This is a genomic window from Brevibacterium sp. CS2 (assembly GCF_005280295.1).
Classification (GTDB): Bacteria; Actinomycetota; Actinomycetes; order Actinomycetales; family Brevibacteriaceae; genus Brevibacterium; species Brevibacterium pityocampae.
The window spans coordinates 2461563-2487241 of record NZ_CP040020.1 but is presented as its reverse complement, the minus strand read 5'-3'; the positions used below and the strand labels follow the sequence as shown (position 1 = coordinate 2487241).

28 protein-coding genes are annotated in these 25679 nt (G+C 72.3%); 20 read left to right on the top strand and 8 right to left on the bottom strand.

Annotated elements, in window-relative coordinates; genetic code table 11:
- Positions 1-17: 17 nt before the first annotated feature.
- Positions 18-707: a PIG-L deacetylase family protein gene (locus tag FDF13_RS11220; RefSeq protein WP_137319712.1), complete on the top strand. Its 690-nt coding sequence runs from the start codon at positions 18-20 to the stop codon at positions 705-707.
- 67 nt (positions 708-774) lie between these two features.
- Complete coding sequence (locus tag FDF13_RS11215; RefSeq protein WP_137319711.1) at positions 775-2139, top strand: M20/M25/M40 family metallo-hydrolase; 1365 nt, start codon at positions 775-777, stop codon at positions 2137-2139.
- A 12-nt stretch (positions 2140-2151) separates the two neighbouring features.
- On the opposite strand, the gene FDF13_RS11210 is transcribed toward FDF13_RS11215, so the two are convergent.
- Together FDF13_RS11210 and FDF13_RS11205 are read right to left on the bottom strand one after the other, a co-directional pair.
- Positions 2152-3093: a DMT family transporter gene (locus tag FDF13_RS11210; RefSeq protein WP_137319710.1), complete on the bottom strand. Its 942-nt coding sequence runs from the start codon at positions 3091-3093 to the stop codon at positions 2152-2154.
- A 2-nt stretch (positions 3094-3095) separates the two neighbouring features.
- On the bottom strand, positions 3096-3299 hold the full coding sequence (locus FDF13_RS11205; RefSeq protein ID WP_137319709.1) for a DUF5703 family protein: 204 nt from the start codon (positions 3297-3299) through the stop codon (positions 3096-3098).
- Positions 3300-3393: 94 nt separating this feature from the next.
- Between FDF13_RS11205 and FDF13_RS11200 the strand changes: the two genes are divergently transcribed.
- The gene (locus FDF13_RS11200; RefSeq protein WP_137319708.1) at positions 3394-4092 is read left to right on the top strand and encodes a histidine phosphatase family protein; all 699 of its coding nucleotides are present in this window, start codon (positions 3394-3396) and stop codon (positions 4090-4092) included.
- 34 nt (positions 4093-4126) lie between these two features.
- Here FDF13_RS11200 and FDF13_RS11195 read toward each other — a convergent pair whose 3' ends face one another.
- Positions 4127-4954 (bottom strand): undecaprenyl-diphosphate phosphatase, encoded by an 828-nt coding sequence (locus FDF13_RS11195; protein WP_137319707.1) that lies wholly within the window; start codon positions 4952-4954, stop codon positions 4127-4129.
- Between the two features lie 108 nt (positions 4955-5062).
- Between FDF13_RS11195 and FDF13_RS11190 the strand changes: the two genes are divergently transcribed.
- Positions 5063-5965, top strand: a complete 903-nt coding sequence (locus FDF13_RS11190; RefSeq protein ID WP_137319706.1) for an aldo/keto reductase — start codon at positions 5063-5065, stop codon at positions 5963-5965.
- A 39-nt stretch (positions 5966-6004) separates the two neighbouring features.
- On the opposite strand, the gene FDF13_RS11185 is transcribed toward FDF13_RS11190, so the two are convergent.
- Positions 6005-6334, bottom strand: a complete 330-nt coding sequence (locus tag FDF13_RS11185; protein WP_137319705.1) for a hypothetical protein — start codon at positions 6332-6334, stop codon at positions 6005-6007.
- 111 nt (positions 6335-6445) lie between these two features.
- Between FDF13_RS11185 and FDF13_RS11180 the strand changes: the two genes are divergently transcribed.
- The 3 genes from FDF13_RS11180 (at position 6446) to mshC (ending at position 9126) form a co-directional block, all read left to right on the top strand.
- The gene (locus tag FDF13_RS11180; protein ID WP_137319704.1) at positions 6446-7012 is read left to right on the top strand and encodes a DUF3090 domain-containing protein; all 567 of its coding nucleotides are present in this window, start codon (positions 6446-6448) and stop codon (positions 7010-7012) included.
- Complete coding sequence (locus tag FDF13_RS11175) at positions 7012-7827, top strand: SCO1664 family protein (protein ID WP_137319703.1); 816 nt, start codon at positions 7012-7014, stop codon at positions 7825-7827. Before FDF13_RS11180 ends, FDF13_RS11175 begins: the two co-directional genes overlap by 1 nt.
- A 66-nt stretch (positions 7828-7893) precedes the next feature.
- Positions 7894-9126, top strand: coding sequence for a cysteine--1-D-myo-inosityl 2-amino-2-deoxy-alpha-D-glucopyranoside ligase (gene mshC / locus FDF13_RS11170; RefSeq protein ID WP_137319702.1), 1233 nt, complete (start codon positions 7894-7896; stop codon positions 9124-9126).
- A gap of 31 nt (positions 9127-9157) precedes the next feature.
- Here mshC and FDF13_RS11165 read toward each other — a convergent pair whose 3' ends face one another.
- Positions 9158-9988 carry a proteasome assembly chaperone family protein gene (locus tag FDF13_RS11165; RefSeq protein WP_137319701.1) on the bottom strand — a complete coding sequence of 277 codons (831 nt, stop codon included), beginning with the start codon at positions 9986-9988 and terminating at the stop codon, positions 9158-9160.
- Positions 9989-10013: 25 nt separating this feature from the next.
- On the opposite strand from FDF13_RS11165, the gene FDF13_RS11160 reads away from it, so the two are divergent.
- A complete protein-coding gene (locus tag FDF13_RS11160) occupies positions 10014-10682 on the top strand; it encodes an HAD family phosphatase (RefSeq protein ID WP_137319700.1) in 669 nt (222 codons plus the stop codon).
- 16 nt (positions 10683-10698) lie between these two features.
- On the opposite strand, the gene FDF13_RS11155 is transcribed toward FDF13_RS11160, so the two are convergent.
- Positions 10699-11520, bottom strand: coding sequence for a PD-(D/E)XK nuclease family protein (locus tag FDF13_RS11155; RefSeq protein ID WP_137319699.1), 822 nt, complete (start codon positions 11518-11520; stop codon positions 10699-10701).
- Positions 11521-11589: 69 nt separating this feature from the next.
- Here FDF13_RS11155 and FDF13_RS11150 point away from each other — a divergent pair, with 69 nt between their 5' ends.
- The 3 genes from FDF13_RS11150 (at position 11590) to arc (ending at position 15625) form a co-directional block, all read left to right on the top strand.
- The gene (locus FDF13_RS11150) at positions 11590-12777 is read left to right on the top strand and encodes a site-2 protease family protein (RefSeq protein WP_137319698.1); all 1188 of its coding nucleotides are present in this window, start codon (positions 11590-11592) and stop codon (positions 12775-12777) included.
- Positions 12778-12845: 68 nt separating this feature from the next.
- Positions 12846-13955 (top strand): tRNA (adenine-N1)-methyltransferase, encoded by a 1110-nt coding sequence (locus FDF13_RS11145; protein WP_137319697.1) that lies wholly within the window; start codon positions 12846-12848, stop codon positions 13953-13955.
- Positions 13952-15625: a proteasome ATPase gene (gene arc, locus FDF13_RS11140; protein WP_137319696.1), complete on the top strand. Its 1674-nt coding sequence runs from the start codon at positions 13952-13954 to the stop codon at positions 15623-15625. Before FDF13_RS11145 ends, arc begins: the two co-directional genes overlap by 4 nt.
- A gap of 30 nt (positions 15626-15655) precedes the next feature.
- Here the strand turns inward: arc and FDF13_RS11135 are convergent, their stop codons facing one another.
- Positions 15656-16033 carry a DUF3054 domain-containing protein gene (locus FDF13_RS11135; protein WP_137319695.1) on the bottom strand — a complete coding sequence of 126 codons (378 nt, stop codon included), beginning with the start codon at positions 16031-16033 and terminating at the stop codon, positions 15656-15658.
- 104 nt (positions 16034-16137) lie between these two features.
- Between FDF13_RS11135 and dop the strand changes: the two genes are divergently transcribed.
- Genes dop through FDF13_RS11100 form a run of 7 tightly spaced genes read left to right on the top strand, consistent with a single transcriptional unit; the run spans position 16138 to position 22357 of the window.
- Complete coding sequence (gene dop, locus FDF13_RS11130; protein ID WP_137319694.1) at positions 16138-17688, top strand: depupylase/deamidase Dop; 1551 nt, start codon at positions 16138-16140, stop codon at positions 17686-17688.
- A 1-nt stretch (position 17689) separates the two neighbouring features.
- Entirely contained in the window at positions 17690-17884 is a 195-nt protein-coding gene (locus FDF13_RS11125) for a ubiquitin-like protein Pup (RefSeq protein WP_137319693.1), read from the top strand.
- The gene (gene prcB / locus FDF13_RS11120; RefSeq protein WP_137319692.1) at positions 17881-18687 is read left to right on the top strand and encodes a proteasome subunit beta; all 807 of its coding nucleotides are present in this window, start codon (positions 17881-17883) and stop codon (positions 18685-18687) included. Before FDF13_RS11125 ends, prcB begins: the two co-directional genes overlap by 4 nt.
- Positions 18684-19445 carry a proteasome subunit alpha gene (prcA, locus tag FDF13_RS11115; RefSeq protein ID WP_137319691.1) on the top strand — a complete coding sequence of 254 codons (762 nt, stop codon included), beginning with the start codon at positions 18684-18686 and terminating at the stop codon, positions 19443-19445. The genes prcB and prcA overlap by 4 nt, the downstream gene beginning before the upstream one ends.
- On the top strand, positions 19442-20914 hold the full coding sequence (gene pafA / locus FDF13_RS11110) for a Pup--protein ligase (protein WP_137319690.1): 1473 nt from the start codon (positions 19442-19444) through the stop codon (positions 20912-20914). The genes prcA and pafA overlap by 4 nt, the downstream gene beginning before the upstream one ends.
- A gap of 59 nt (positions 20915-20973) precedes the next feature.
- On the top strand, positions 20974-21930 hold the full coding sequence (locus FDF13_RS11105; protein ID WP_137319689.1) for an FKBP-type peptidyl-prolyl cis-trans isomerase: 957 nt from the start codon (positions 20974-20976) through the stop codon (positions 21928-21930).
- A 52-nt stretch (positions 21931-21982) separates the two neighbouring features.
- Complete coding sequence (locus FDF13_RS11100; RefSeq protein ID WP_137319688.1) at positions 21983-22357, top strand: FKBP-type peptidyl-prolyl cis-trans isomerase; 375 nt, start codon at positions 21983-21985, stop codon at positions 22355-22357.
- Between the two features lie 81 nt (positions 22358-22438).
- Here the strand turns inward: FDF13_RS11100 and FDF13_RS11095 are convergent, their stop codons facing one another.
- Complete coding sequence (locus FDF13_RS11095; RefSeq protein WP_368074038.1) at positions 22439-23452, bottom strand: DUF3866 family protein; 1014 nt, start codon at positions 23450-23452, stop codon at positions 22439-22441.
- Between the two features lie 181 nt (positions 23453-23633).
- On the opposite strand from FDF13_RS11095, the gene FDF13_RS11090 reads away from it, so the two are divergent.
- Together FDF13_RS11090 and FDF13_RS11085 are read left to right on the top strand one after the other, a co-directional pair.
- On the top strand, positions 23634-24692 hold the full coding sequence (locus FDF13_RS11090) for a YafY family protein (protein WP_137319686.1): 1059 nt from the start codon (positions 23634-23636) through the stop codon (positions 24690-24692).
- On the top strand, positions 24689-25663 hold the full coding sequence (locus tag FDF13_RS11085; RefSeq protein ID WP_137319685.1) for a WYL domain-containing protein: 975 nt from the start codon (positions 24689-24691) through the stop codon (positions 25661-25663). The genes FDF13_RS11090 and FDF13_RS11085 overlap by 4 nt, the downstream gene beginning before the upstream one ends.
- Positions 25664-25679 lie beyond the last annotated feature (16 nt).

Below are 25679 nucleotides of genomic sequence, written 5' to 3'. Positions count from 1 at the left end.
GATCCGAAAGGACGCCCATGCTCGACACCCTGCCGGAGGACTTCGACTCCGTCCTCCTCGTCATGGCCCACCCGGACGACCCCGAGTACGGCTCGGCGGCAGCCGTCGCGCGCTGGCTCGCCGAGGGGAAGCGCGTGGGCTACGTGCTCGCGAGCCGCGGCGAGGCCGGCATCGCCGGGCTCCCGCCCGCGGATTCCGCGCGGATCCGGGAGGCCGAGCAGCGCGCCGCCTGCGCCGCGATCGGAGTCGAGCACCTCGTGTTCCTCGACGAGCCCGACGGCTCGATCATGTACACCCGTGAGCTGCGGACCGCGATCGCCGAGGAGATCCGGCGGTTCCGCCCCGAGGTCGTCATGGTGCTCAACTTCCACGAGACCTTCGGGGGCCGGCACCCGAACTCTGCCGACCACCGGCACGTCGGACTCGCAGCGCTCGACGCGGTGTCCGACGCCGGGAACGAGTGGATCGTCCCCGGCGAGCGCTACCAGGGTGTGAAGTACATCCTCGAGTTCGCCGGCGAGCCCACCCACGTCGTCGACGTCGACGGCCACGTCGATGCGGCCGTCACCTCGCTCATGGCCCACGAGCGCTACCTGCAGGCGCTCTCCGACGCCCCCGTCGAGGAGCAGGCGCGCGCCCAGATCGAGCGCGCCACCGCCGTCGAGGGATTCGACACCCCGCACATCGCCGTCCGCCTCTACGGCTGACACCACGGCCGAGAACCCGGCCGACACCGCCCGCCCGCACCACGCCGACCACCGACCGAGGACCCCGATGACGTCTCAGACCCCCGACCCCAGCTCCCCGCAGTCCACCGCGCAGCAGGACACCGGCGCGCAGATCCCGAGTGCGGAGTCCGAGGTGGTCGGCATCTGCCGCGAGCTCATCCGCTTCGACACCCAGAACTGGGGCGGGAACACCGCTCGGCCGGAGCGCCCCGCCGCGGAGCGGATCGCCGAGTGGTTCGCGGAGGTGGGCCTCGACTCGGAGATCTTGGAGTCCTCGCCGGGCCGGGCGAGCCTCGTCGCCCGCATCCCCGGCAGCGATCCCGGCCTCCCGGCCCTCGTGGTCCACGGCCACACCGACGTCGTGCCCGCCGACGCCGCCGAGTGGGCCGTCGACCCGTTCTCCGCCGAAGAGCGCGACGGCCTGATCTGGGGCCGCGGCGCGGTCGACATGAAGGACATGGACGCGATGATCATCGCCGTCGTGCGGAACTACCTGCGCACCGGCCTGCGCCCCCGCCGCGACCTCATCATCGCGTTCTTCGCCGACGAGGAGGCCGGCGGCACCTACGGCGCACGCTGGATGGTCGAGAACCACCCGCACCTGTTCACCGACGCGACCGAGGCCGTGTCCGAGGTCGGCGGCTACTCCGTCGACCTGCGCGGTCAGCGGGTGTACCTCGTGCAGACCGCGGAGAAGGGGATCGCCTGGCTCAAGCTCGTCGCCCGCGGCACGGCCGGCCACGGCTCGCAGATCAACGAGGACAACCCGGTGACCAAGCTCGCCGCCGCGGTCGCCCGGATCGGTGCGCACGCCTGGCCCGAGCAGCTCCCACAGGCCACCGAGGACCTGCTGCGCGGCGTGTCCGACATCACCGGTGTGCCCTTCGGCGCGGAGACCTACCCGGAGCTGCTCGCCGAGCTCGGTTCGGTCGCGAAGTTCGTCGGCGCCACCCTGCGCAACACCTCGAACCCGAGCCTGCTGTCCGCCGGCTACAAGCACAACGTCATCCCCTCGACGGCCGAGGCGCTCATCGACTGCCGCACCCTGCCCGGTGAGCACGACGCCCTCATGCGCACGGTCCGCGAGCTCGCGGGCAGCGACGTCGAGGTGCTCACCGAGATCGAGGCGCCCGCCCTCGAGGCGCCGTTCTCCGGGCGGCTCGTCGACACGATGACGACCTCCCTGCTCGCCGAGGACCCCGGGGCGCGGGTGCTGCCGTACACGCTGTCCGGCGGCACCGACAACAAGTCGCTGGCCGCGCTCGGGATCCACGGCTACGGATTCGCGCCGCTGCGCCTCACCGGGGACCTCGACTTCCCGGCGATGTTCCACGGTGTCGACGAGCGCGTGCCGGTCTCCGCGCTGACCTTCGGCACCCGGGTGCTCCACCGCTTCCTCCTCGAGGCCTGAGCGGCGTGGACCTCAGGTGCGCCGGCGCCGGGGGAGCGAGGCGATGAGCACGCCGGAGAGCACGATCGCCATCGCGAGGTAGGTCGTCCACGTCACCGGGGTCGCGGCGGCGGGGAACAGCAGGTCGATGACGAGCGAGCCCACGAGGCTGCCGAACAGCGAGGTCAGGCTGAGCAGGAGGACCCCGAGGTGCTCGACGGAGACCGTCGTGATCCCGATGAAGGCCACTCCGATGACACCGCCCATGAGCGTCCACCACTCACCGGGCAGGTCCGGCAGGCCGGTGAAGCGGACGCCGGCGGCGAGCAGGCAGAGTGCCACGGCGACGAGGAAGATCGACCCGCCGAGGAAGTTGATGAACGTCGCGGTCGCGGCCGAGGCCGAACGCAGCTTGATCCGACCGTTGGCCGCCTGCTGGAAGGCGGTCATCGACCCGGCGAGGAACGGCAGGAACGGCGCCCACCAGCTGATGCCGTGCTCGAGCACGCCGCTCGGGGACACGACGACCCCGACGAGCACCACCGCCACACCGAGCACCCGCTGGAGGCTGAGGGACTTCCGTCCGCCCGGGGGCAGGGAGGTGTTGTCGACGACGAGCGCGCCGGCGAGCTGACCGGAGACGAACGCCATGGTGAACACCGCGACGCCGAACAGCGGCACCGTGATCGACTGCGCGATGACGACGGCGGCGCCGCCGAGGCCGCCGAGCGTCATCCACCACGGGACCTCCTGGGAGCGCAGAAGCCGCACGACGAGGGCCAGCCCGCGACGGGTGCGCGGGGAGACGAGGGCGACGACGAGCATGACGAGCAGGCCACCGAGGAAAGACACCGTGGCGGCGAACAGGCCGTTGCCGGTGATCCCGGCGAGGGCGGCGTTGGCGTTGCCCTGCACGGCCATGCCGAACCCGGCGAGCGTCGTCGCGACGGCGCTGAGGAGGAGGGGGAGCCGCACGATCAGGCGGTGCGCTGCACGCGGATGATGCGGCGGCGCAGCCACACGGTGCGGGATCCGCCCATTCCGATCCGGGTCCGGGCGAGCTCCCAGCGGCCGTACTCGGCCTCCTCGGTGAGCAGGGTGCGGGCGTCGCTGCGGGTGGTGTCGCGGGCGAAGCTGATGGTGCGGAACTCGTACTCCACCGGGGTCCGGGTGCGCTTCATCGTTCCTCCGCGAAGTGAGTGCAGCAGTGTGCTGGGCCTGTCGATCGGTGATCGAGCGTCACTGTACCACCGGGCCGTGGGCTAGCCTGGGCGCATGGTCCACATCGTCCTCGTCAGGCACGGCGAGAGCTCGGCGAACGCCGCCGGGGTCCTCGCCGGCCGCACGCCCGGCGTGTCGCTCACCCCGGCCGGGGAGCAGCAGATCCGCGGCCTCGCGGAGATCTTTCCCTTCCGCGCCGTGACCGAGGTGCGCTGCTCCACGGTGCAGCGCTGCCGCGAGACCGCTGCGCTGCTCCTGACCGGGATCACCGCGCCCGGGGTGCGCGAGGCGCCCGAGTTCGCCGAGGTCGACTACGGGACGTGGTCGGGCCGCCGGCTCGCCGAGCTCAAGGAGCTCCCCGAATGGCAGCGGGTCGCGCGCTCGCCGTCGTCGATGGAGTTCCCGGGGGGCGAATCGCTGCGCGATGCCGCCGCCCGCGCCGTGACCGGGGTCGACGCCTTCGTCGCCGACCTCCGTGCCCGTCAGGTGCCCGACGCCGGAGCGGGGGATGCAGGGGGAGCGGGCGGGACGCGGGTGCCGGTGGGCGTCGTCGTGGCGCACGGCGACATCATCAAGGCGGTGCTCGCCGCCGCGCTCGACATGCCGCTCGACGCGTTCCAGCGGATCGCCGTCGCACCCGGCTCGCTCAGCGTCGTGACGTACCCGGAGACGGGCTACCCGACGGTCACCGCGATGTCGGTGACGGCCTCCGGCCGCACGGGTGAGGCGGGAGCCGTGGGCGGCGGCCGCTGAGCGCACCCGGCTCGGACCGCCGATCCCGCCGGAATCAGACCGCGGAGAGCACTCCGGTGCCGAGCAGCACGAACACGAGGAGGCCGAGCGCCACCCGGTACCAGACGAAGATCGCGAACGACTTCGTCTGGATGAACTTGAGGAACCCGACGATGACGACGTAGCCGACGACGAAGGACACGGCGGTCGCGAGGACCGTCGGACCCCAGCCGAGCACCATCGGCTCGCCCAGGCTCTTGACGAGCCCGTAGAACCCCGAGGCCATGACGGCCGGGACCGCGAGCAGGAACGAGTAGCGGGCGGCCGACTCGCGGGTGAATCCCATGAGCCGGCCGGCGATGATCGTGCCGCCGGAGCGCGACACGCCCGGGATGAGCGCCATCGCCTGGGCGAGGCCGTAGACGATGCCCTGCCCCCAGGTCATGTCCTCCAGGCCGCGCTCGCGGGAACCGACCCGGTCCGCGATGCCGAGGATGATGCCGAACACGATGAGCATCGCGCCGGTGATCCAGAGGTTGCGCAGCACGCTGTCGATCGCGTCCTGGAACGCGAGGCCGAGCACCCCGATCGGGATCGAGCCGAGGATGATGAGCCAGCCGAGGCGCGCCTGCGGGTCGCCCTTCTCCCGCCGTCCGACGAGCGAGGCGCACCAGGAGCGGATGATCCCGACGATGTCGCTCCAGAAGTAGACGAGGACCGCGGTCTCGGTGCCGATCTGCACGATCGCGGTGAAGAACGCCCCCGGGTCCTCGCCCGGCAGGAGGAACTCGCCGACGATCCGCAGGTGGGCCGACGAGGAGATCGGGAGGAACTCGGTGAGTCCCTGGACGACGCCGAGCACGGCAGCGATCAACCAGTCCATCAATGTCCTTCTTCGCAGGAGACGTCGCCACGAGGGGCGACGAGGCGGCCTCACCTGCACGGGAGGCCCAGACCAGGGTAGTCCTCCGGTCGGGTAACCTCAATGAATATGCGCATCAACCGTGTGGGAACGTCAGGTCTCGAGGTCTCCGAGCTCGGTCTGGGGACTTTCGAATGGGGGCACCGCGTGAGCGCGGAGACCGCCCAGGAGCTCGTCGACGCCTACGCGGAGGCGGGCGGGACGGTGCTCGAGCTGCCGTCCTTCGCCTCCCCGGCCGCCGAGGTCGTGGGGAGCCTGAGTCTTCCCTCCGAGATCGCTCTCATCGCTCGTGTCGGGGTCGATGTCGACACCCGCGGCGCGCGCCTGTCGCTCGGCCGCCGCACGATCCTCACCCAGGTCGAATCGCTCCTCCGGCGGACCGGCCGCGATCGCCTCGATGTGCTCGTCCTCGAGGGCTTCGACGCCCAGGTGCCGTTCGCGGAGACCGCCTCGGCGCTCGATACCGTGCTGCGCAGCGGGGCGGTGGTCCACGTCGCGGCGGCCCACCACACCGGTTGGCAGCTCGCGGTGCTGCGCGCCGCCGGGATCCCCCTCGTCGCGGCCCTGTCCGAGCTCTCGCTCCTCGACCGCCGTGCCGAGAGCGAAGTGCTGCCGGCAGCGGAGTACCTGGGGATCGGCGTCATCGCCGGTTCCGCGCTCGGCCGCGGGATCCTGCCCGGCCGATACGCCACCGGGGTGCCGCGCGACTCGCGCGCCGCCGGTGCCGGACGCGAGTGGGTGACGGAGAAGCTCACCGCGGAGTCGGAGCAGGTCATGGCCGGGGTGACGAAGGCCGCCGCCGGGCTCGGGGTGTCGCCGCTCGATGTGGCGCTCGCCTGGAACCGGGCGCTGCCGGTGGCGTGCTCGCTCGTCGGTCCGCGCTCGGTCGCGCAGCTGCGCGAGATCCTCGACAGCGAGTTCGTGCTCGAGCCGGAGATCCGCGACGCGCTCGATCAGATCTCGGACCCCTGAGGCCGGCGGTGCGGCTCGCCGTGGAGTGACGCCGCGCGCTCAGCGCACGGAGTCGTCGTCCTCGTCGTCGAAGTCATCATCATCATCGTCATCGTCATCGTCGAAGTCGTCGTCCTCGTCATCGTCCTCGAGATCGTCGTCTTCGTCATCGTCCTTGGCGTCCTCGACGTCGTCGAACAGCTCGAACGGGGTGACCTCGTCGAACGCGGTGTAGAGCGCGTCCTCGTAGAGCTCGAACGCGTCGGCGAGCGCCATGTAGCTCGCCTCCACCCGCGGGTCGGTGTCGGAGGTGCGGTGCGCGGCTGCCGCGTAGTGCTCGCGAACAGCGGAGAGGAAGTCTTCGAGTGCCACGTGCGGTTCAAGGCTCATGCCCCAAATGTACCCCCACCCGGCGCACCGGCGTAACCCTTCCGGGTCGCGGTCCGTCCGGGCGTCATCCCATGTGAAGCGGTGCGGGAGGCCGTGTCATAGGCTGGGGGCATGGCTGCGCAGGTATTCGATCATCCCGCCCCGGACAGGTTCGTCGTCGGGACCGTCGGGCTGCCCGGCGAGCGGACCTTCTTCCTCCAGGCCCGGACCGATCAGCGGGTGACCACCGTGACGCTCGAGAAGGAGCAGGTGGAGATGCTCGGGGAGCGGATGAACGAACTCCTCGACCTCGTCCGCTCGAAGTCCTCGGATCCCCAGTCGATCCCGCTCGCACCGCGCGAGGAGCTCATCGACAACGCCGGTCTCAGCGTGCCGGTCGAATCGGAGTTCCGGGTCGGCACGATGAGCCTGGGCTGGGACACCGTCGCCGAGCACATGGTCGTCGAGTGCTTCGAGTTCACCCGCACCGACGCCGAATCCGGGACGAGCGCCGAGCCCGACGACGAGTCCGAGGACCGCGACCGGCTGCGCGTGGTGCTCAGCGCGGCCCGCGCCCGCGAGTTCTCCCGCCGCGCCGACCAGGTCGTCAACGCCGGTCGGCAGGACTGCCCCTTCTGCTCGCTGCCCCTCGACCCCGAGGGCCACATCTGTCCGCGGGCCAACGGGGTCGCCCGCTGATGTCCTCGGCGCAGGCGGCGCGCGACCTCCTGCTCTCCGGTGCGATCGAGCAGCTCGGCCGCATCCCCGGTGCCTCGAACGACACCCGCCTCGTCACCGTCGCGGACGGCGATGCGGTGCTGCGTGCGGTGTACAAGCCGACAGCGGGGGAGCGACCGCTCCACGACTTCCCCCTCGGCTCGCTCGCCGGGCGCGAGGTCGCCTGCTCCGTCCTCGCCGCCCACTGCCCGTTCGTCGAGGTCCCGCCGACCGTGCTCCGGGAGGATCTCCCGTCGGGCCCCGGCTCGCTCCAGGCCTACGTCGAGTCCGCCGGCGATCCCGAGGACCTCGTCACGGTGTTCGCCCCGGACGCCGTGCCCGCCGGCTGGGCCCCGGTCCTCCGCGCCGTCACCGCCGAGGACGAGGAGGTCGTCGTCGCCCACGCGCTGACCCCGGCCCTGCGCGGGCTCGCGCTCTTCGACGTCATCACGAACAACGCCGACCGCAAGGCCTCCCACGCACTCCACGGCCACTACCGGCCCGCTCCCGGCGTGGAGCCGGAGCTGTTCGGGATCGACAACGGGCTGTCCTTCCACGTCCGGCCCAAGCTCCGCACGATCCTCTGGGGCTTCGCCGAGGAGCCGCTGACCGCGGGGGAGCGGGATGCGCTCGGCGCCCTGCTCGCAGCGCAGGACGAGCTCGCCGCCGCTCTCGCCCCGGTCATCGCCGCGGCGGAGATCGATGCGCTGTTCGAGCGGATCGCGGGCCTGCTCGTGCACGGCCGGATGCCGGGGGTGCCGCACACCCGCACCCCGATCCCGTGGCCGCCGCTCTGAGTCCGCGCGGCGCTCTGCGCGCACCCGGCTTTGCCCGGTCTCGACCGGGCTGTCTATGGTTGAGTGGTGAAAACCTGGTCAGCACCCGCAATCCCTGAGATCGGCACCGTCGGCGACGCCCCCGTGGTCTTCTGCACCTCGGCCCGCGGCCCCGTGTCCTCGCCCCGGAAGCAGGCCGAGGCCCGCCTCTACGTCTGCGGGATCACCCCGTACGATGCGACGCACCTCGGACACGCCGCGACCTACGTCGCCTTCGACGTGCTCGTGCGAGTGTGGCGCGACGCCGGGATCGCCGTGAACTACGTGCAGAACACCACCGACGTCGACGACCCGCTCCTCGAGCGCGCCACGGCGACCGGGGTGGACTGGCAGGAGCTCGCCCGCGAGCAGACCGAGCTCTACTTCGCCGACATGGAGGCACTGCGGGTGATCCCGCCGGACTCCTACATCGGAGCCGTCGAATCCGTCGACCGGATCGCCGCGGCCGTGCAGCGGCTGCTCGACTCCGGCGCGGCCTACCAGCTCGACAGCGGCGACGTCTACTACCGGATCGCGACCGCGGTCCAGCCGCCCTTCGGCACGATCTCCGGCTACGACCGCCCCACCATGCTCGAACTCTTCGCCGAGCGCGGCGGCGACCCGGACACGCCGGGCAAGGAGGATCCGCTCGATGCACTCCTGTGGCGCGCCCGGCGCGACGGCGAGCCGAGCTGGGACGGCGGCGACCTGGGACCGGGTCGACCCGGCTGGCACATCGAGTGCGCCGTCATCGCCGAGGAGTACGTCGGCCTGCCGCTCAGCGTGCAGGCCGGCGGCAGCGACCTGATCTTCCCGCACCACGAGATGGGTGCCGCCCACGCCTCGGCGCTCACCGGCACGGAGCTCGCGCGCACGTACATGCACACCGGCATGGTGGGGCTCGACGGCGAGAAGATGAGCAAGTCGAAGGGCAACCTCGTGTTCGTGTCCGCGCTGCGGGCCGAGGGCGTGGACCCGATGGCGATCCGGCTCGTGCTCCTCGCCCACCACTACCGCAGCGATTGGATGTACGAGGACGCGCACCTCGCCGGGGCCGCCCGTCGCCTCGAGGCATGGCGGGAGGCCGCCGGCCGCGCCTCCGGGATCCCCGCGGCCGAGGTCATCGCCAACCTCCGCCAGGAGCTCACCGACGACCTCGACTGCCCGGCAGCGCTGTCCGTCGTCGACGACTGGGCCGCCGCCGCGGGCAGCGGACCGGCCGACGAGGACACCGCGCGCATCCGGGACGCGATCGACGCCCTGCTCGGCGTCGTCCTCTGAGCCCCACCCGGCCCGCCGGCGCGGGTTCTGCTCAGTCCTCGCGCCGACGCCGGTCGAGGTAGCGCTCGAACTCCCGCGCGATCGCCTCGCCCGAGGCCTGGGGGAGCTCGGTGGCGTCTGTCATCCCCTCGATCCGGGCGACGTGCTCGGCAAGGTCCTCGTCGCTGTCGACGAGCGCGTCCGTGCCGGTCTCCCACGCCCGGGCCTCGTCGACGAGCTCGTGCTGGTCGACGACGAGCCCGGTGAGGTCCTCGAACGCGCCGAGCATCGCGAGGACCGCCTTGGGCGACGGGCTCGAGGCGGCGTACGCCGGCACCGCGACCCACTGCGAGACGGTCGGCAGGCCCGCTTCCGCGAGCGTCGTCGCGAGCACTCCGAGGATCCCGACGGGCCCGGTGTACTCGCTGCGCTCGATCTCCGGCTCGGCGGCCAGCTCGGGATCCTCCGCGGTCGTCGACACCGGCAGCGGCCGCGTGTGCGTGACGTCGGCGAGGAGCGAACCGAGGAGCACCACCCGGTCGCCCTCGGTCAGCCGTTCCCGGACCCGGCCGATGTACTCCTGCCAGCGATAGGACGGCTCGGTGCCGATGATCACCTCGATCTCCAGACCGGTGCCCGGCACCGTGCCGGTGTGGGTGGTGCAGCCGGGCCACTCGATGTGCGGGCCGTCGGCGTCGCGGGTGAGCACGGGGCGGATGAATGTCATGTCGAAGTAGTCGTCGCCGGAGAACAGGGTGCGCCCCTGGAGTCCCCAGACCGCGACGAGGTGGCGCGCGGTGTCGACGGCGGCCTCCCCGGCGTCGTTCCAGCCCTCGAAGGCGATGACGACGAGCCGGCCCGGGCCGGATGGCAGAAAACTCATGGATCCAGATTACGCTGGTGCGCATATGGACACCTTCGCTGCGGTCCTCTGGGACATGGACGGGACCCTCGTCGACACCGAACCGTACTGGATGAGGGCGGAGACCGACCTCATGCACGCCCACGGCCTGAACTGGGACGAGGAGAAGGGCCTCCTCATGGTCGGCAACGACCTGCTGACCTCGGCCCGGATCCTCGTCGACCACGGCCTGCCGCTGCCGCCGGAAGAGATCGTCGAGATCCTCCTCGACGCGGTGATCGAGCAGGTGGCCGAGCACGTGCCGTTCCGCCCCGGGGCCCGCGAGCTCCTCGACGCGCTCCGTGCCGCCGACATCCCGTGCGCGCTCGTCACGATGTCGTACCGGCGGCTCGCCGAGGCCGTCGTCGCGGCCTGCCCGCCGGGCAGCTTCCGCGCACTCGTCACCGGCGACGAGGTGCCCGCCGGCAAGCCCGATCCCGCCCCCTACGTGCTCGGCGCCGAGGCGCTCGGCCTGGCTCCGGAGGACTGTGTCGCGCTCGAGGACTCGATCCCCGGGCTGACGAGCGCCGAGGCCGCCGGCACGCTCGCGCTCGGCGTTCCCCACCTCGTCCCCATCCCGGAGGCTCCGGGACGGGTGCTCCTGCCCGGGCTCTCCGGGATCGGCCCGGTCGAGCTGCGGGAGATCGCCGGGAGGATGCGCTCCGGGCGCATCTGAGCCCCCGCGACCCGGATCAGCTCAGCAGGTCCGTCCCTGCGATCGCGGTGATCGGCGGGGGCTCCGGCGGGGTGTTGCCCCAGGCCGGGCACAGCGGCTTGAAGTGGCACCACCCGCACAGCGGCGACTTCCGTGCCCGCCACCGGCCCGAGCGGGCGCTGGCGGTGATGTCGTCCCAGATGCCGAGCACCTCCGCCTCGGTGCGCTCGACGTCGGCGAGCGTCGGGTGGAAGCTCTTGATCGAGCGGCTGCCGAGGTACATGAGCTGCAGGGTGTGGACGAGGACCCCGTCCATGCGATGCCGCAGGAGTGCGTAGAAGCGCATCTGGAACTCCGCCTCGCGCCCGTACTGCGGCTTGGGCTGCTTGCCGGTCTTGTAGTCGACGAGCCGCACCTGCCCGCCCGGGGCGACGTCGACCCGGTCGATGAAGCCGCGCAGCACGAGTCCGCTGTCGAGGGTGACGGAGACGAACCGCTCCCGCTCCGCCGGTTCGAGCCGGTCGGGCAGTTCGAGCCCGAAGTACGCCCGCAGCAGCTCGGTGCTCTCCCGGAACAGGACGTCGACGGCCTGCTCGTCCGGGTACATCGCGGCGACCTCCGGGTCCTTCGCCGCGAGCGTGGCGTACCGGCCGGGCAGCAGACCGGCCGCGGTGTCGAGCGTGCGCTCGGCGGCCGGTGCATCGAAGAGCTGCTCGAGGACCGCGTGGACGAGGGTGCCCTTGAACGCGGCCGGCGAAAGCGGCTCCGGCAGCCGGTCGACGGTGCGGAACCGGAACTTGAGGGGGCACTGCACGAAATCGTTCGCCCGGGACGGGGAGAGTGCTGCGAGTTCGACCATGCCTGCACTCTACCGAGGGGTGCGGACACGGCACCCGGCACCGGCCTCACGCCCGTTAGGATGGACCCCATGTCGGACACCACCTCAGCGCGTCGCGCGCCCGGAGCGTCGCGCGGCCTGCACCTCGGGCGCGTCCTCGGCGCACCGGTGCTGCTCGCCTGGTCGTGGTTCCTCGCCGCCGTCGTCATCACCGTGCTGTTCCGGCCGTGGCTCGCCTCCGTCCGCCCCGACCTCGGCTGGGGCACGTGGCTGGTCGCCTTCGCCTACGCCGTGCTCCTGTTCGGCTCGGTGTTCCTCCACGAGCTCGCCCACGCGGTGGCCGGTCGCGCATCCGGGCAGCGGGTCGCGGCGATCGAGCTCAACGTGTGGGGCGGCTTCACCCGCTTCGAGCCGCGGATCGAGGAGGACTCCGTCCGCGCGGCGACGACGAGCTTCGTCATCTCCATCGTCGGCCCCGTGGTCAACCTCGTGCTCGCCGGGATCGGCTGGGGAGCGGTGCAGTTCACCGAGGTCTGGTCGGTGCCCTGGCTGCTCCTCATGGCGCTGACCTTCGCCAACCTCGCCCTCGGCGTCATCAACCTGCTGCCCGGCATCCCGCTCGACGGCGGCTGGGCGCTCCAGGCGCTCCTCTGGCGCGCCACCCGCAGCCAGTACCGCGGCACCATCGTCGCGAGCTGGGTCGGCCGCCTCATCGCCGTGGCTTTCGTCGCCTGGTCGCTGCTCACCCCGCTGCTCGCCGGGCGCCGCCCCGACCTCGTCACCGTGCTGTGGATGAGTGCGATCGCGATCATGCTCTGGGTCTCCGCCGGGGACGCCGCCACCCACGCCAAGCGCGCCCGGCGGATGGAGACCTACGACCTCTCCCGTGTGATCCAGCCGGCGATCGCGGCGACCGGGGACGCCGACGTCGAGCAGACGCTGGCCTTCGCCGACCGTGCCCTCACCGGTTCGGGACCCGGTGCCGCGCACCCGGTCCCGCTCATCGTGGTCCTCGACGAGACCGGGCTGCCGTTCGGTCTGCTCGATCGGCACGCGGCCTCGCAGGTCATCGCCGCGCCCGGTCCGCCCGCCCAGGTCAGGGACTTCGTGAGGCCCTTCGGCGCGTGGATCGGGGTGCCCCGCGACATCACCGCGCCCCACCTCCTCGAATCGCTCACCCACCGGCCCAAGGCCGAGTTCTGCCTCGTCATGGACGGCAGCACGCTCACCGGGGTGATCGATCTCCAGGAGTTCTTCGACGAGCTCCTCGCGGACTGATCCGCCGGGGTGTCCGGTCCTCGACCCGCCCGCGCGCCCGTGCCGGGCGGACGACTAGAGTGGAGCCGATGACTTCCACCGATGACCCCAGCGGCCCCGTCCGCACCGACCCCGCGTCGACCGGCGCGGCCGCCCGCCGCGGCCCGCTGCGCATCGGCGACAAGGTGCAGCTCACCGACCCCAAGGGCCGCCTGCACACGATCGCGCTCGAGCCGGGTCGGCAGTTCCACACCCACAAGGGCTCCATCGACCACGACGAGCTCATCGGCGGCGCCGAGGGCACGATCGTCCACACCACCGGCGGCGTGCCCTACCAGGTGCTCCGCCCGCTGCTCGAGGACTTCGTCATGTCGATGCCGCGCGGTGCCGCCGTCGTCTATCCCAAGGACGCCGCCCTCATCGTCACCCTCGGCGACGTCTTCCCCGGGGCCACCGTCGTCGAGGCCGGGGTCGGCTCCGGCGCCCTCACCCTCTCCCTCCTGCGCGCCGTCGGGGACGCCGGGCGCGTCCACTCCTTCGAGCGCCGTGAGGAGTTCGCGCAGATCGCCGCGGGCAACATCGAGGACTTCTACGACGGCCCGCACCCCGCGTGGCGGCTCACCATCGGCGACCTCGCCGAGGAGCTGCCCGCGCAGTTCGCACCCGGCACCGTCGACCGCGTCGTCCTCGACATGCTCGCCCCCTGGGAGTGCCTGCCCGCGGTCACCGCCGCGCTGGCCCCCGGGGGCGTGCTCGCCTGCTACGTCGCCACCGTCCCGCAGCTCTCCCGCACCGCGGAGGCGCTCCGCGAGTCCGGGGACTGGACCGAGCCCCGCGCGATGGAATCGATGCTCCGCGACTGGCACCTCGAGGGCCTCGCGGTGCGCCCCGAGCACCGGATGATCGCCCACACCGGTTTCCTCCTGTTCGCCCGCCGCCTGTCCGCCGGCACGAGTCCGCTCGAGCGCCGCCGCCGCCCGCAGGGCAGCGAGCCGAGCGCGGAGGACCGGGCGGCCTGGGAGGACGGCGAGATCACCGCCCAGGCGATCGGCACCCGCGAGGCGACCGGCAAGAAGCTGCGCCGCGTCATGCGCGAGGCCGGCTCCCGCAGCCGCATCGCCGAGCGCACCCGGCCACCCGGGGCCGCCCCGGGCGCCGGCACCCCCAGCATCGACCGCACACCGGAGGAGGACACATGACGGAGGACCACCGGACCGCCGAGCTCAGCGCGGTGCGCAAGGACGCCGCCCAGCTGCGCCAGCAGCTGTTCAACGCCTCGAAGCGCAACGACGCCCTGTCCCGCACCCTCAAGACGGCGCGGGAGGAGCTCGTGCGGATCCGCACCGAGGCCGAGCGCCTGTCCGAGCCGCCGAACTCCTTCGGCACGGTGCTCGCCGTCGTCGACGGCCCCGCGGACACCCGCGCGCTCGACGTGCTCGTCTCCGGCCGTCGGATGCGCGTCGCGATCACCCCCGACCTCGACGTCTCCACCCTCGTCCCCGGCGCCGACGTCCGGCTGTCCGAGGGCCTCGTCGCCCTCGAAGCGGTGGGCTTCGCCGACGCCGGCACCGTCGTGCCGGTGCGCGAGGTGCTGCCCGACGGACGGATCCTCATCGGGGCGCCGGGCGACGACGAGCAGATCCACCGCCTGTCCGGACCGCTGCGCTCCGAGGGCGTGCGCCCGGGCGACGCGGTGCTCGTCGACACCCGCACCCACTTCGCACTCGAGAAGGTCGAGAAGCCCGAGGTGGCGTCGCTCCTGCTCGAGACCGTGCCGGACATCTCCTACAACGACATCGGCGGCCTCGAGGACCAGATCGACATGATCCAGGACGCCGTCGAACTGCCCTTCGAGCACCCCGACCTCTACACCGAGCACGGGCTCAAGCCGCCCAAGGGCATCCTCCTCTACGGCCCGCCCGGCTGCGGCAAGACGCTCATCGCGAAGGCTGTGGCGAACTCGCTGGCCCAGCGCCGCGCGGGGGAGGGGACCCGGTCCTACTTCCTCAACATCAAGGGCCCGGAGCTGCTCGACAAGTACGTCGGCGAGACCGAGCGTCAGCTCCGTCTGATCTTCTCCCGCGCCCGGGAGAAGGCGACCGCCGGTTCGCCCGTCGTCGTGTTCTTCGACGAGATGGAGTCGCTGTTCCGCACCCGCGGCACCGGCAAGTCCTCCGACGTGGAGACGACGATCGTGCCCCAGCTGCTGAGCGAGATCGACGGCGTCGAGCGGCTCGACAACGTCATCGTCATCGGTGCGTCGAACCGTGAGGACCTCATCGATCCGGCGATCCTGCGGCCCGGCCGGCTCGACGTCAAGATCCGGATCGAGCGGCCCGACGAGCAGGCCGCCGCCGACATCTTCTCGAAGTACCTCACCGCCGATCTGCCGCTCCACGCCAGCGTCCTCGAGTCCGCCGGGGGCTCGCGCGCCCAGGCGGTCGAGCAGCTCATCACCGCGTGCGTCGAGCGGATGTACGCGCGCACCGCGCGCAACGCCTTCGTCGAGGTCACCTACGCGACAGGCCAGAAGGAGCTGCTCCACTTCGCGGACTTCGCCTCCGGGGCGATGATCTCCAACGTCGTCGACCGTGCCAAGAAGCATGCGATCAAGTCCCTGCTCGCCGACGGGGAGCGCGGCCTGACCTGGGAGCACTTCGAGCGTGCGATCGGCGAGGAGTTCTCCGAGCACGAGGACCTGCCGAATACGACGAACCCGGACGAGTGGGCGCGGATCAGCGGGAAGAAGGGTGAGCGCATCACCCACCTGCGGATGGTCCAGCACGAGTTCTCCGGTGCGCCGCTGGGCACGACGCCGCCCGGCGGCGGAGACGTCGTCACCGTCGAGGGCGACTCCGGCCTCGTGTGAGGCCGGGCCACCGCGTCCGGAGCCCGGGCCTCAGCGCCCGGAGCGTCCGGCGACGGCGGTGGCGATGAGCCGCCAGCCGACGAGCGTGACGAGGTTGAGCGAGGCGGCGACGACGACGAACGGCCCGGCCGTGCCCTCACCGGTGAGCGCGCGCACGACGAGTCCGAGGAGCACCGTCGTCGCCCACACGCCCACCCCGGTGCGCAGCGGCGCCAGCGGCGCCGCCCACACGGCGTTGAGCAGCCAGGCGGCGAGCAGCCCGAGCACGAACGGCCAGGCGGTGCCGATGATCCCGTCGACGTCGAGGTTCTGCGCGTGCGTGTAGTAGCCGACGATGGTGAACAGCACCACGAGCACGAGGTCGACGACGAGGGCGATGAGCAGGTGTGATTTCTTCTTCGCGGCCACACGAGCAGTGTAATGGGCGCGGGGGTGCGCGCACGTCCTAGAGTGGGGAGCGGACAGGCACCGGCCGCACCCGCACGCCGGATCCGAGGAGAGGAGATGACGACATGCTCAGGGTCGAGAGGATCATGGGGGCGGAGACCGAGTTCGGGATCTCCCAGCCCGGCAACCCGCACGCCAACCCGATGCGGGACTCCGCGCGCGTCGTCGACGCCTACGCGGGACCGCGCGGGCTCAAGTCGAGCCAGAGCTTCTGGGACTTCGAGACCGAATCGCCGCTCGCCGATGCCCGCGGCTTCCTCATGAACGTCGCCGACGCCCACTCCTCGCAGCTCACCCACCTGCCGCAGGCCGAGCCCGAGGCGCAGTACCTCGCCAATGTCATCCTCCCCAACGGGGCGCGCCTCTACGTCGACCACGCCCACCCGGAGTACTCCTCCCCGGAGACCCTGACACCGCGCGACGTCGTGCGCTGGGACCGCGCCGGGGACCTCGTCGCGCTCGCGGCCGTCGAATCGCTGGCCGCCGGGCCCGAGCCGGTCAACCTCTACAAGAACAACACCGACTCCAAGGGCTCCTCCTACGGCGCCCACGAGAACTACCTCGTCGATCGCGCCGTGCCCTTCGACGACATCGTCACCGGCATCACCCCGTTCTTCGTCACCCGCCAGATCCTCTGCGGCGCGGGCCGCGTGGGGATCGGCGTGCACGGCGACGCGCCCGGCTACCAGATCTCCTCCCGGGCGGACTTCTTCGAGGCCGAGGTCGGACTCGAGACCACGCTGCGCCGCCCCATCGTCAACACCCGCGACGAGCCCCATGCCGACCCCACCCTCTACCGGCGCCTCCACGTCATCCTCGGCGACGCCACCCTCGCGGAGCCCGCGACCCTCGTGCGCTTCGGGACCACCTCGCTCGTCCTCGGCCTCATCGAGTCCGGCGCGGTGCCGCACCTCGAGCTCGCCGACCCGCTCGACTCGCTGTGGACGGTGTCCCACGACCTCACCCTGTCCACCCGCCTGCCCCTGGCCGACGGCTCGGCCCTCACCGCGCTCGAGATCCAGCGGATCTACCTCGATGCCGCGCGGACCGCCGCCGGGCCGGACCCGGATCCGGACACCGCCGAGGTCCTCGCGGAGTGGGAGCGGTTCCTCGACGCGCTCGCCCGCGACCCCTTCGAACTCTCCGACAGCATCGACTGGGTCGCGAAGCTCGCGATGCTCGAGCAGTACCGGACGCGGGAGAACCTGCCCTGGGACCACCCGAAGCTCGCCCTCATCGACGTCCAGTACCACGACGTCCGGCCGTCGAGGGGCCTGTTCCACCGGCTCGAATCGGCCGGCCGGATCACCCGCCTCACCACCGCCGAGGAGGTCGCCGCCGCCCTCGACACGCCGCCGGAGGACACCCGCGCCTGGCTCCGCGGCCGCGTGGTGGCACGCTTCACCGCCGAGCTCGTGTCCGCGAGCTGGGACTCGCTCATCCTGTCGACCGGCGGCGAGGCGCTCGTCCGCCTGCCGCTGCGCTACCCGCTCAAGGGCACGCGCGCGCTCGTCGGGGCCGCGATCGAGGAGGCGGAGTCGCCGGCGGCGCTGCTCGCCGCCCTCGGAGTCACTAGACTCGGGGGAACAGCCCACCGAGACAGCAGCGAGGTATGAGATGAGCAGCGGCCAGGAGCAGATCCGCACCACCCGCAAGGACGACGTCGAGCCGGTCGACGCACCCGTCGCCGCGCAGGCGCAGACCCAGGTGAATACCGAGGCGGTCGACTCGATCCTCGACGACATCGACAGCGTGCTGGAGTCGAACGCCGAGGAGTTCGTCCGCAACTTCGTCCAGAAGGGCGGCCAGTGACTCCCGGCTTCGACCCCGCCTACCTGAGCTCGACGACCAACTCGTTCATCGCCTTCGCCCGGGCGACCGCCCCCGAGGTGCTGCCGTTCGGCGAGAGCGGTGCGCAGCTCCCCGCCCCGCAGGTGCCCGAGGGCACGACGATCGTGTCGTTCAAGACCGCCACCGGGGTGCTCATGGCCGGCGACCGGCGCGCGACGATCGGCAACGTCATCGCCAGCCACACCATCGAGAAGGTCCACGCCGCGGATTCGACCTCCGTCATCGGCATCGCCGGCACCGCCGGGCTCGCCCTCGAGCTCATCCGGCTGTTCCAGCTCGAGCTCGAGCACTACGAGAAGATCGAGGGCACCCCGCTCTCGCTCGTCGGCAAGGCCAACCGGCTCGCCTCGATGCTGCGCGCCAACCTCGGCCTCGCGATGCAGGGCCTCGCGGTGGTGCCGCTGTTCGCCGGCGTGGAGCCCGGCGCCGACCACGGGCGGATCTTCAGCTTCGACGTCACCGGCGGGAAGTACGAAGAGGTCAACTTTCACTCGATCGGATCCGGCTCCGGGTTCGCCCGGGGGGCGCTGAAGAAGCTGTGGAGCCCCGATCTCGACTCGCCGGCGGCGATCCGGGTCGCCGTCGAGGCGCTCATCGACGCCGCCGACGACGACTCCGCCACCGGGGGACCGGACTTCATGCGCCAGGTCGCCCCCGTCGTCCACCTCGTCGACGCCGCGGGCACCCGGCAGGTGCCGCAGTCGGAGGTCCTCGACATCGCCACCGCCGTGGTGGCCACCCGCGCGGAAGGAGAGCGCGCATGAGCCAGCCGTTCTACGTCTCACCCGAGCAGCTGATGAAGGACCGGGCGGAATTCGCCCGGAAGGGGATCGCGCGCGGCCGCTCGGTCGTCGTGCTCCGCTACGACGAGGGCATCGTCCTCATCGCCGAGAACCCGTCCTCGACGCTCCACAAGATCGCCGAGATCTACGATCGGATCGGCTTCGCGGCCGTCGGCAAGTACAACGAGTTCGAGACCCTGCGGCAGGCCGGGGTGCGCTACGCCGACCTCCGCGGCTATTCCTACGACCGGGCCGATGTCACCGCGCGCGGCCTCACCAACGCCTACGCGCAGACCCTCGCCGGCGTCTTCACCACCGAGTCGAAGCCCTTCGAGGTCGAGATCGTCGTCGCCGAGCTCGGCGTCACCGCCGCCGGGGACCGCCTCTACCGGCTGTCCTACGACGGCTCCGTGGCCGACGAGAACGAGCACGTGGCGATCGGCGGCCAGGCCGACGCGATCTCCACCCAGCTCTCCGGCGTCCACACCGCCGACCGGCCGCTGCCCGCGGTGTTCGCGCTCGGCGTGCGCGCCCTGTCGCCCGCCGACGGGGCGCCGATCCCCGTCACGAGCATCGAGGCCGCCGTCCTCGACCGGACGACCGGCAGCCACCGCACCTTCCGCCGCCTCGACGACACCGCGATGGCCGAGCTGCTCGCCCTCGCCGCGGGCACCGACGCGCAGCCGGGCACCGACGCGCAGCCGGGGAGCACGCAGCCACCGGCGGAGGACGCACAGTGAAGCGGATCTTCGGCCTCGAGACCGAGTACGGCATCGCGTTCACCCAGGGCGAGGGGAGGCGCCTCGGGCCCGAGGAGATCGCCCGCTACCTGTTCCGACCGGTCGTCGAGTGGGGCCGGTCCTCCAACGTGTTCCTCCCCAACGGCGCCCGCCTCTACCTCGACGTCGGCTCCCACCCGGAGTACGCGACCGCCGAGTGCGACGTGCTGCCCGATCTCCTCGCGCAGGACGCCGCGGGGGACGCGATCATGGTCGATCTCCTCGCCCGCGCCCAGGCCGCGATGGCCGCCGACGGGGTGGACGGCACCGCCCACCTGGTGAAGAACAACACCGACTCCGCAGGGAACTCCTACGGCAGCCACGAGAACCTCCTCGTGCGCCGCTCGATGGACTTCACCCACCTCACCTCGGTGCTCCTGCCCTTCCTCGTCACCCGGCAGCTCATGGTCGGCGCCGGGGCGGTGATCCCGCGTGCGGTCGCCACCGACCTCCGGCCGGCCGACTCCAACCGCGCCGCCCCGCATAGCCCGCACACCGCTCCCACCGATCCGGGCAGGGACCTCGTCTACGGGCTGTCGGCCCGCTCCGACGTCATGTGGGAGGGCGTGTCCTCGGCCACCACCCGCTCCCGGCCGATCATCAACGCCCGCGACGAGCCCCATGCCGACGCGGAGAAGTACCGCCGTCTCCACGTCATCGTCGGCGACTCCTCGATGACGCAGACGACGACGGAGCTCAAGGTCGGCTCCGCCGCGCTCGTCCTCGACCTCATCGAGTCCGGCGCCCCGATCCGCGACCTCAGCCTCCGCAACCCGATCCGCGACATCCGGCACGTCGCCCGCGACCTCACCGGCCGACACGTCCTCGAGCTCGTGTCGGGGGAGCGCCTCACCGTGCTCGAGCTGCTCTCGATCTACCTCGAGCGGGCCCGCGCGCTCGTGGCCGCCGGCGACCACAGCCTCGGCTCCGACGCGTCCGCCGCGCGGGTCATCGACCTGTGGACGCGGATCCTCGCCGCCGTGGAGAGCGGGGACTTCACCGGCGTCGACACGGAGCTCGACTGGGTCATCAAGCGCGGCCTCGTGCAGCGCTACCTGCAGCGCTCGGAGGCCGGGCTCGCCGACCCGCGGATCGCGCGCCTCGACTTCGCCTTCCACGACCTCACCCCGGGGTCCGGCATGCTCGCCCGCCTCGAGGCCGCGGGGCTCGCCGCCCGTGTGGTCCCCGAGGACACGGTGCGCGCCGCCGTCGACGCCCCGCCGGCCACGACGCGCGCGGCGATCCGCGGCCGGTTCGTGCGCGCGGCGCACGCGGCCCGCCGCGACTTCACCGTCGACTGGGTGCATCTGCGGCTCAACGACCAGCTCCAGCGCGCCGTCGTCCTCAAGGACCCGTTCGCGGCATCGAACGACTCCGCCGACGCGCTCATCGCGGGGCTGGGGGAGGCTCCGGGCGCGCACTCAGTGTGAGCCGCTAGGATCGTGGGGGCTCTTCGCCCTGCCCTGCCCCTCGTGGAAAGGACGCCTTCGTGCGCACCACTCTCATCAGTGCCCTGAGCATCGCCGTGCTGGCCCTCGCCGGCTGCGGCGACTCGGGATCGGATCCGGCCGGCGAGACCCAGGCGGTCTCCACCGCCGAGGCCAAGACCACCTCGCTCGACGGCGTCACCGTCGAGGGCGAGCCCGACGCCGAGCCGACGGTGTCCTTCGAGACCCCGCTCGTCATCGAGGAGTCCGCGCACACCGTGCTCTCCGAGGGCGACGGCGAACCGGTCGCCGAGGGACAGCAGGTCACGGCGAACATGACGATGGTGTCCGGGACGAGCGGTGAGGTCATCGAGTCGAGCTATCAGGCCGAGTCGCCGTCGGGCTTCCCGATGGACACCGCGCAGATCAACCAGGCGCTGTTCGACGCGCTCGTCGACGTGCCGGTCGGCTCCCGCGTGCTGCTGAGCCTCAACGGCAGCCCGCAGTCCGGGCAGCCTGCCGAGACCCTGATCTACGTCGTCGACGTGGTGAGCGCCGAGGAGATCCCGGAACCGCTCGAGCGCGCCTCCGGTGAGCCGCAGGAGCCCGTCGAGGGCCTGCCCGAGGTGTCCACCGACGACGCCGGCGTTCCGAGCATCACCCAGCCCGAGGGCGACGCCCCGGCCGAGCTCGTCGTCGAGCCGACGATCCTGGGGGAGGGCGCCGAGGTCTCCGAGGGCCAGACCGTGAGCGTCCACTACTCCGGCTGGCTGTGGGACGACGCCTCGCAGACCTTCGACTCGAGCTGGGACCGCGGCGAGCCCTTCGCCGTCGAGGGCGTGGGCGCGGCCCCCGTCATCGACGGCTGGAACGAGGCGCTCATCGGGCAGAAGGTCGGTTCCCAGATCCTCGTCGTGATCCCGCCGGAGAAGGGCTACGGGGCGCAGGGCTCCCCGCCGTCCATTCCCGGCGACGCCACCCTCGTGTTCGTCATCGACATCCTGTCGGCCGTCGGCTGACCGGCAGCCGCCGCACCCATCCACCATCTCCCGTCCCGGAAGGACAGCAGACATGGCCAAGAGCAAGCCCGAGATCGATTTCCCCGGCGACCAGCCGCCCACCGAGCTCGAGATCGTCGACGACGAGATCGGCACCGGTGCCGAGGCGAAGGCCGGAGACACCGTCGCCGTCCACTACGTCGGCGTCACCCACTCGACCGGTGAGGAGTTCGACTCCTCGTACAACCGCGGCGCCCCGCTCGAGTTCCGGCTCGGCGTCGGCATGGTCATCGCCGGCTGGGACCAGGGCATGCAGGGGATGAAGGTCGGCGGTCGACGCACCCTGCGGATCCCGCCGCACCTCGCCTACGGCGACCACGGCGCCGGCGGCGTCATCGCCCCCGGGGAGAGCCTGATCTTCGTGTGCGACCTCGAGAACGTGCGCTGACACCGCGCTCGCAGCGGCACTGAGCCGAGACCGCGCACGGCGCAGTCGTCCGCCCCCTCCGGGCAGGCGACGGCGCCGCTGTCATCCGGCGAGCGCGCGGGCCGCCCAGCGCCCGGCGGCCGCGGCGGAGAGGAACGAGGCGGCATCCGCGGTGAGACCGCGGCCCATCGTCGACAGCCGGACGGGGGAGCCCTCGAGCGCTTCGAACAGCCCGTCGAGCTCGACGTCGACGAGCGTGTGGGCGGCGAGTTCGGCGCGCTGGGAGGCGAGCGCCTCGGCGACGATCCGCGGGTCGGGGTCGCACGCCGCCGCCACGGAGTCCGGCAGGGTGGCGAGGTCGGGCAGCGGCACCGTGCAGCCCGGTCGAGCGCCCCGGCCGACTGCGGTGAGCGTGTGATGGGAGATCCCGAAATGGCGCCCGCGGGCATCGGCGTTCGACATCCGGGCCACCGCCACGGGCAGCCCGCCGAGCAGCGCGGCGGCGTCGAGGTGGTCGCCGACGACCATGCCGGAGAACCCGAACGGGGTCCCGGTCCCGAGGTTGCCCGGGCCCTGGCTGACGATCGTGATGTCCGCGCCGGCGACGTGGCGGGCCGCGAGCAGGGCGGAGTGGACGGTGACGGCCTCGTGGTCCCCGCCCCACGCCTGGCCGACGCTCAGCGTGTCGGCGAGCCAGCCGGCCTCCTGCAGCCCTGCGACCGCCTGGGAGAACGGCAGCGGGAGCGCCGCCCCGTCGGTCATCGCATAGGCGACCCGCAGCTCCGGGTCCTCCGCCCGGATCCCGGCGAGGATCGCGGGCAGCGCCGAGTGGAGGTCGGCGACGAGCACCGGCATCCCGTCGATGCCCGTCGCCTGCGCGAGCGTCGCATGGTGCTCGGACTCCTGGTCGTCGACCCCGAGCACCATCGTCTGGGTGGGGGAGTAGCGGTCCTTGACGAGGTGCCCCGGAGCCGGAGGCGGGTCCGCGGGGAGCGCCTCGGGCAGGACGACGACGAGCGCGAATCCGCCGGTGCCGAGCCCGCGGGCGAGGGCGGAGACGTTGAGGATCACGGTGTCGCCGGGCTCCGGGGTGCCGACGAGCCCGGTGTAGGCCACTGCGCGGACCTCTCCGGCACCGGTTGCCCCCGGGCTGCCGTCAGCGCCCGGGAGGGGTTCGGTGAGGGCCGCGCGGACCTCCCTCACCCCGGGCCGATCGCTGCTCACGGACACGACATGCGCACGACGCCAGTGGATCATATGCCCACCGTACCCGGTGCGTGCCTGTAGCGTGGTGGGCGTGAACGATGCCGACTCCCGCGTGCGCGAGCAGACCGAGCGGATCCTCAACCTGCTCATCGCGCTGCGCGCCGCCTCCGGGTGGATCGACCGCGATTCCCTCAAGGCGTGCATGGACGAGTACGCCGGCCTCAGCGACGCCGCCTTCGACCGCGCCTTCTCCCGCGACAAACGCCTGCTCCGCGACCTCGGGATCGAGATCAGCACCGCGACCTGGGACGACGAGTTCACCGGACGCAACGGCTACGGCTACCGGATCACCTCCGACGACTACGAGCTGCCCGAGATCGACCTCACCCCGCAGGAGGCCGCGGTACTCTCCGTCGCGAGCCGCTTCTGGCAGGACTCGGCGCTCGGCGAGGCGAGCGGGCGGGCGCTCCACAAGCTCCGGGGTCTCGGCATCGACCTCGCCGAGAGCACGGACCCGCTGCCTGCCCGGATGCGGTTCGGCACCGAGACCTTCGCCGCGGCGCTGTCCGCGGTGAACGCCCGGCGCGCCGTGCGCTTCTCCTACCGCAAGCCCGGCGGCGTCGCCGGGGAGCGGCGGCTCGAGCCCTATGCGCTGCTCACCCGCGGCGACCGCGTCTACCTGCTCGGCCGCGACCTCGACAAGGAGGAGATCCGGACCTTCCGGCTCTCCCGCATCTCCGGCACCCTGTCCCGAGTGCACGGCCGGAAGGACGGGGACTACACGGTGCCGGAGGACTTCCGGCCCGGCGACTGGTTCCGACCGGTCCACGCCTCCGGAGCGAGCACGACCGCGCACCTGCGGCTGCGACCCGGCAGCGGCGACCCGCTGCGCCGCGCCGGCACGCCCGCCGGCACCGACGATGCCGGCTGGGACCTCCTCGCACTCGGCTACGACGATCCGGAGGAGCTCGCCGCGACGCTGGTGGGCTTCGGGCGGGCCGTCGAGGTCGACTCGCCCGCCGACCTCGCCGACGCCCTGGAGCGGATGCGCGGGACCACGCTGGCTGCGCTGACCGCCGCACAGGACGCCCCCGTGGCACCGGACACGCCCGTGAAGGCCGACGCACCCGACACGGAGGAGCGCGCATGACGACGACCGCCTCGACGCGCCTCGCCCGCCTGCTCGGGCTCGTGCCCTACCTCATCGAGAACCCCGGCGCGGATCTCGAACGGACCGCCGCGGTGTTCGGCGTCACCGTCGCCGAGCTCGTCGACGACCTCGAGCTCCTCTTCGTCACCGGCCGGCCCGGCCGCATGCCCGACGACCTCATCGAGGCGAGCTGGGAGGACGGCCGCATCCACCTCGGCAACGCCGACGAGGTGTCCGTGCCCGTGCGTCTCACCCGCGATGAGTCGACGAGCCTCCTCGCCGCCCTCGACTACCTCGCCTCGCTCGATCCGGACCGCCAGGCCGCGATCGCCTCCACCCGGGACAAGATCCGCACCGCCGCCGGGCTCGAGGACGAGCGGCCGAGCATCGACGTGGGCGTCCCCGAGCTCGACCGGGAGCTCGCTGCGGAGATCCGCGGCGCCGCGGCCGCCGGCACCGGCCTGGACATCCGCTACTACGTGCCCTCCCGCGACGAGCTCACCGCCCGCACCGTCACCCCGCGCTCCCTGCGGCTCACCGGGCAGTGGTACATGGACGCCTACTGCCACACCTCCGGCGGGGAGCGGTCCTTCGCCGTCGACAACATCCGCAGCGCCGCCCCCGCGACAGCACCCGCCGCCCCGCCCGCGCCGACGGGCGAGGCCGATGCGGGCTCCGGAGCCGGTGCCGGCCCCGAAGAATCCGGCACCGCGGTCACCCTGGCGCTCGCCCCGGCGGCGGCCTGGCTCGCCGACGAGCTCGATCCGCTCGACCGCGCCCACGACACGCACGGCCCCGGCACCGTGACGATGACGCTCCGAGTGCTCTCCGACACCTGGCTCACGCGCCTCCTGCTCCAGCACGGGCGTCACGTGCTCGCCGTCTCCCCTCCCGAGGCCGCCGACGGTGCCATCTCAGCGATCGCCGGCACCGCTCCGGGCGCGGATGATTCCCAGGTCGGCAGGGACTAGACTGGGTCCCTGAAAC

Excerpts from the sequence above, each read along its gene's own strand:
- FDF13_RS11220 (WP_137319712.1), top strand. The coding sequence starts at position 18 with ATGCTCGACACCCTGCCGGAGGACTTCGACTCCGTCCTCCTCGTCATG.
- FDF13_RS11215 (WP_137319711.1), top strand. The coding sequence starts at position 775 with ATGACGTCTCAGACCCCCGACCCCAGCTCCCCGCAGTCCACCGCGCAG.
- FDF13_RS11205 (WP_137319709.1), bottom strand. The coding sequence starts at position 3,299 with ATGAAGCGCACCCGGACCCCGGTGGAGTACGAGTTCCGCACCATCAGC.
- FDF13_RS11200 (WP_137319708.1), top strand. The coding sequence starts at position 3,394 with ATGGTCCACATCGTCCTCGTCAGGCACGGCGAGAGCTCGGCGAACGCC.
- FDF13_RS11195 (WP_137319707.1), bottom strand. The coding sequence starts at position 4,954 with ATGGACTGGTTGATCGCTGCCGTGCTCGGCGTCGTCCAGGGACTCACC.
- FDF13_RS11190 (WP_137319706.1), top strand. The coding sequence starts at position 5,063 with ATGCGCATCAACCGTGTGGGAACGTCAGGTCTCGAGGTCTCCGAGCTC.
- FDF13_RS11185 (WP_137319705.1), bottom strand. The coding sequence starts at position 6,334 with ATGAGCCTTGAACCGCACGTGGCACTCGAAGACTTCCTCTCCGCTGTT.
- FDF13_RS11180 (WP_137319704.1), top strand. The coding sequence starts at position 6,446 with ATGGCTGCGCAGGTATTCGATCATCCCGCCCCGGACAGGTTCGTCGTC.
- FDF13_RS11175 (WP_137319703.1), top strand. The coding sequence starts at position 7,012 with ATGTCCTCGGCGCAGGCGGCGCGCGACCTCCTGCTCTCCGGTGCGATC.
- FDF13_RS11165 (WP_137319701.1), bottom strand. The coding sequence starts at position 9,988 with ATGAGTTTTCTGCCATCCGGCCCGGGCCGGCTCGTCGTCATCGCCTTC.
- FDF13_RS11160 (WP_137319700.1), top strand. The coding sequence starts at position 10,014 with ATGGACACCTTCGCTGCGGTCCTCTGGGACATGGACGGGACCCTCGTC.
- FDF13_RS11155 (WP_137319699.1), bottom strand. The coding sequence starts at position 11,520 with ATGGTCGAACTCGCAGCACTCTCCCCGTCCCGGGCGAACGATTTCGTG.
- FDF13_RS11150 (WP_137319698.1), top strand. The coding sequence starts at position 11,590 with ATGTCGGACACCACCTCAGCGCGTCGCGCGCCCGGAGCGTCGCGCGGC.
- FDF13_RS11145 (WP_137319697.1), top strand. The coding sequence starts at position 12,846 with ATGACTTCCACCGATGACCCCAGCGGCCCCGTCCGCACCGACCCCGCG.
- arc (WP_137319696.1), top strand. The coding sequence starts at position 13,952 with ATGACGGAGGACCACCGGACCGCCGAGCTCAGCGCGGTGCGCAAGGAC.
- dop (WP_137319694.1), top strand. The coding sequence starts at position 16,138 with ATGCTCAGGGTCGAGAGGATCATGGGGGCGGAGACCGAGTTCGGGATC.
- FDF13_RS11125 (WP_137319693.1), top strand. The coding sequence starts at position 17,690 with ATGAGCAGCGGCCAGGAGCAGATCCGCACCACCCGCAAGGACGACGTC.
- prcA (WP_137319691.1), top strand. The coding sequence starts at position 18,684 with ATGAGCCAGCCGTTCTACGTCTCACCCGAGCAGCTGATGAAGGACCGG.
- FDF13_RS11100 (WP_137319688.1), top strand. The coding sequence starts at position 21,983 with ATGGCCAAGAGCAAGCCCGAGATCGATTTCCCCGGCGACCAGCCGCCC.
- FDF13_RS11085 (WP_137319685.1), top strand. The coding sequence starts at position 24,689 with ATGACGACGACCGCCTCGACGCGCCTCGCCCGCCTGCTCGGGCTCGTG.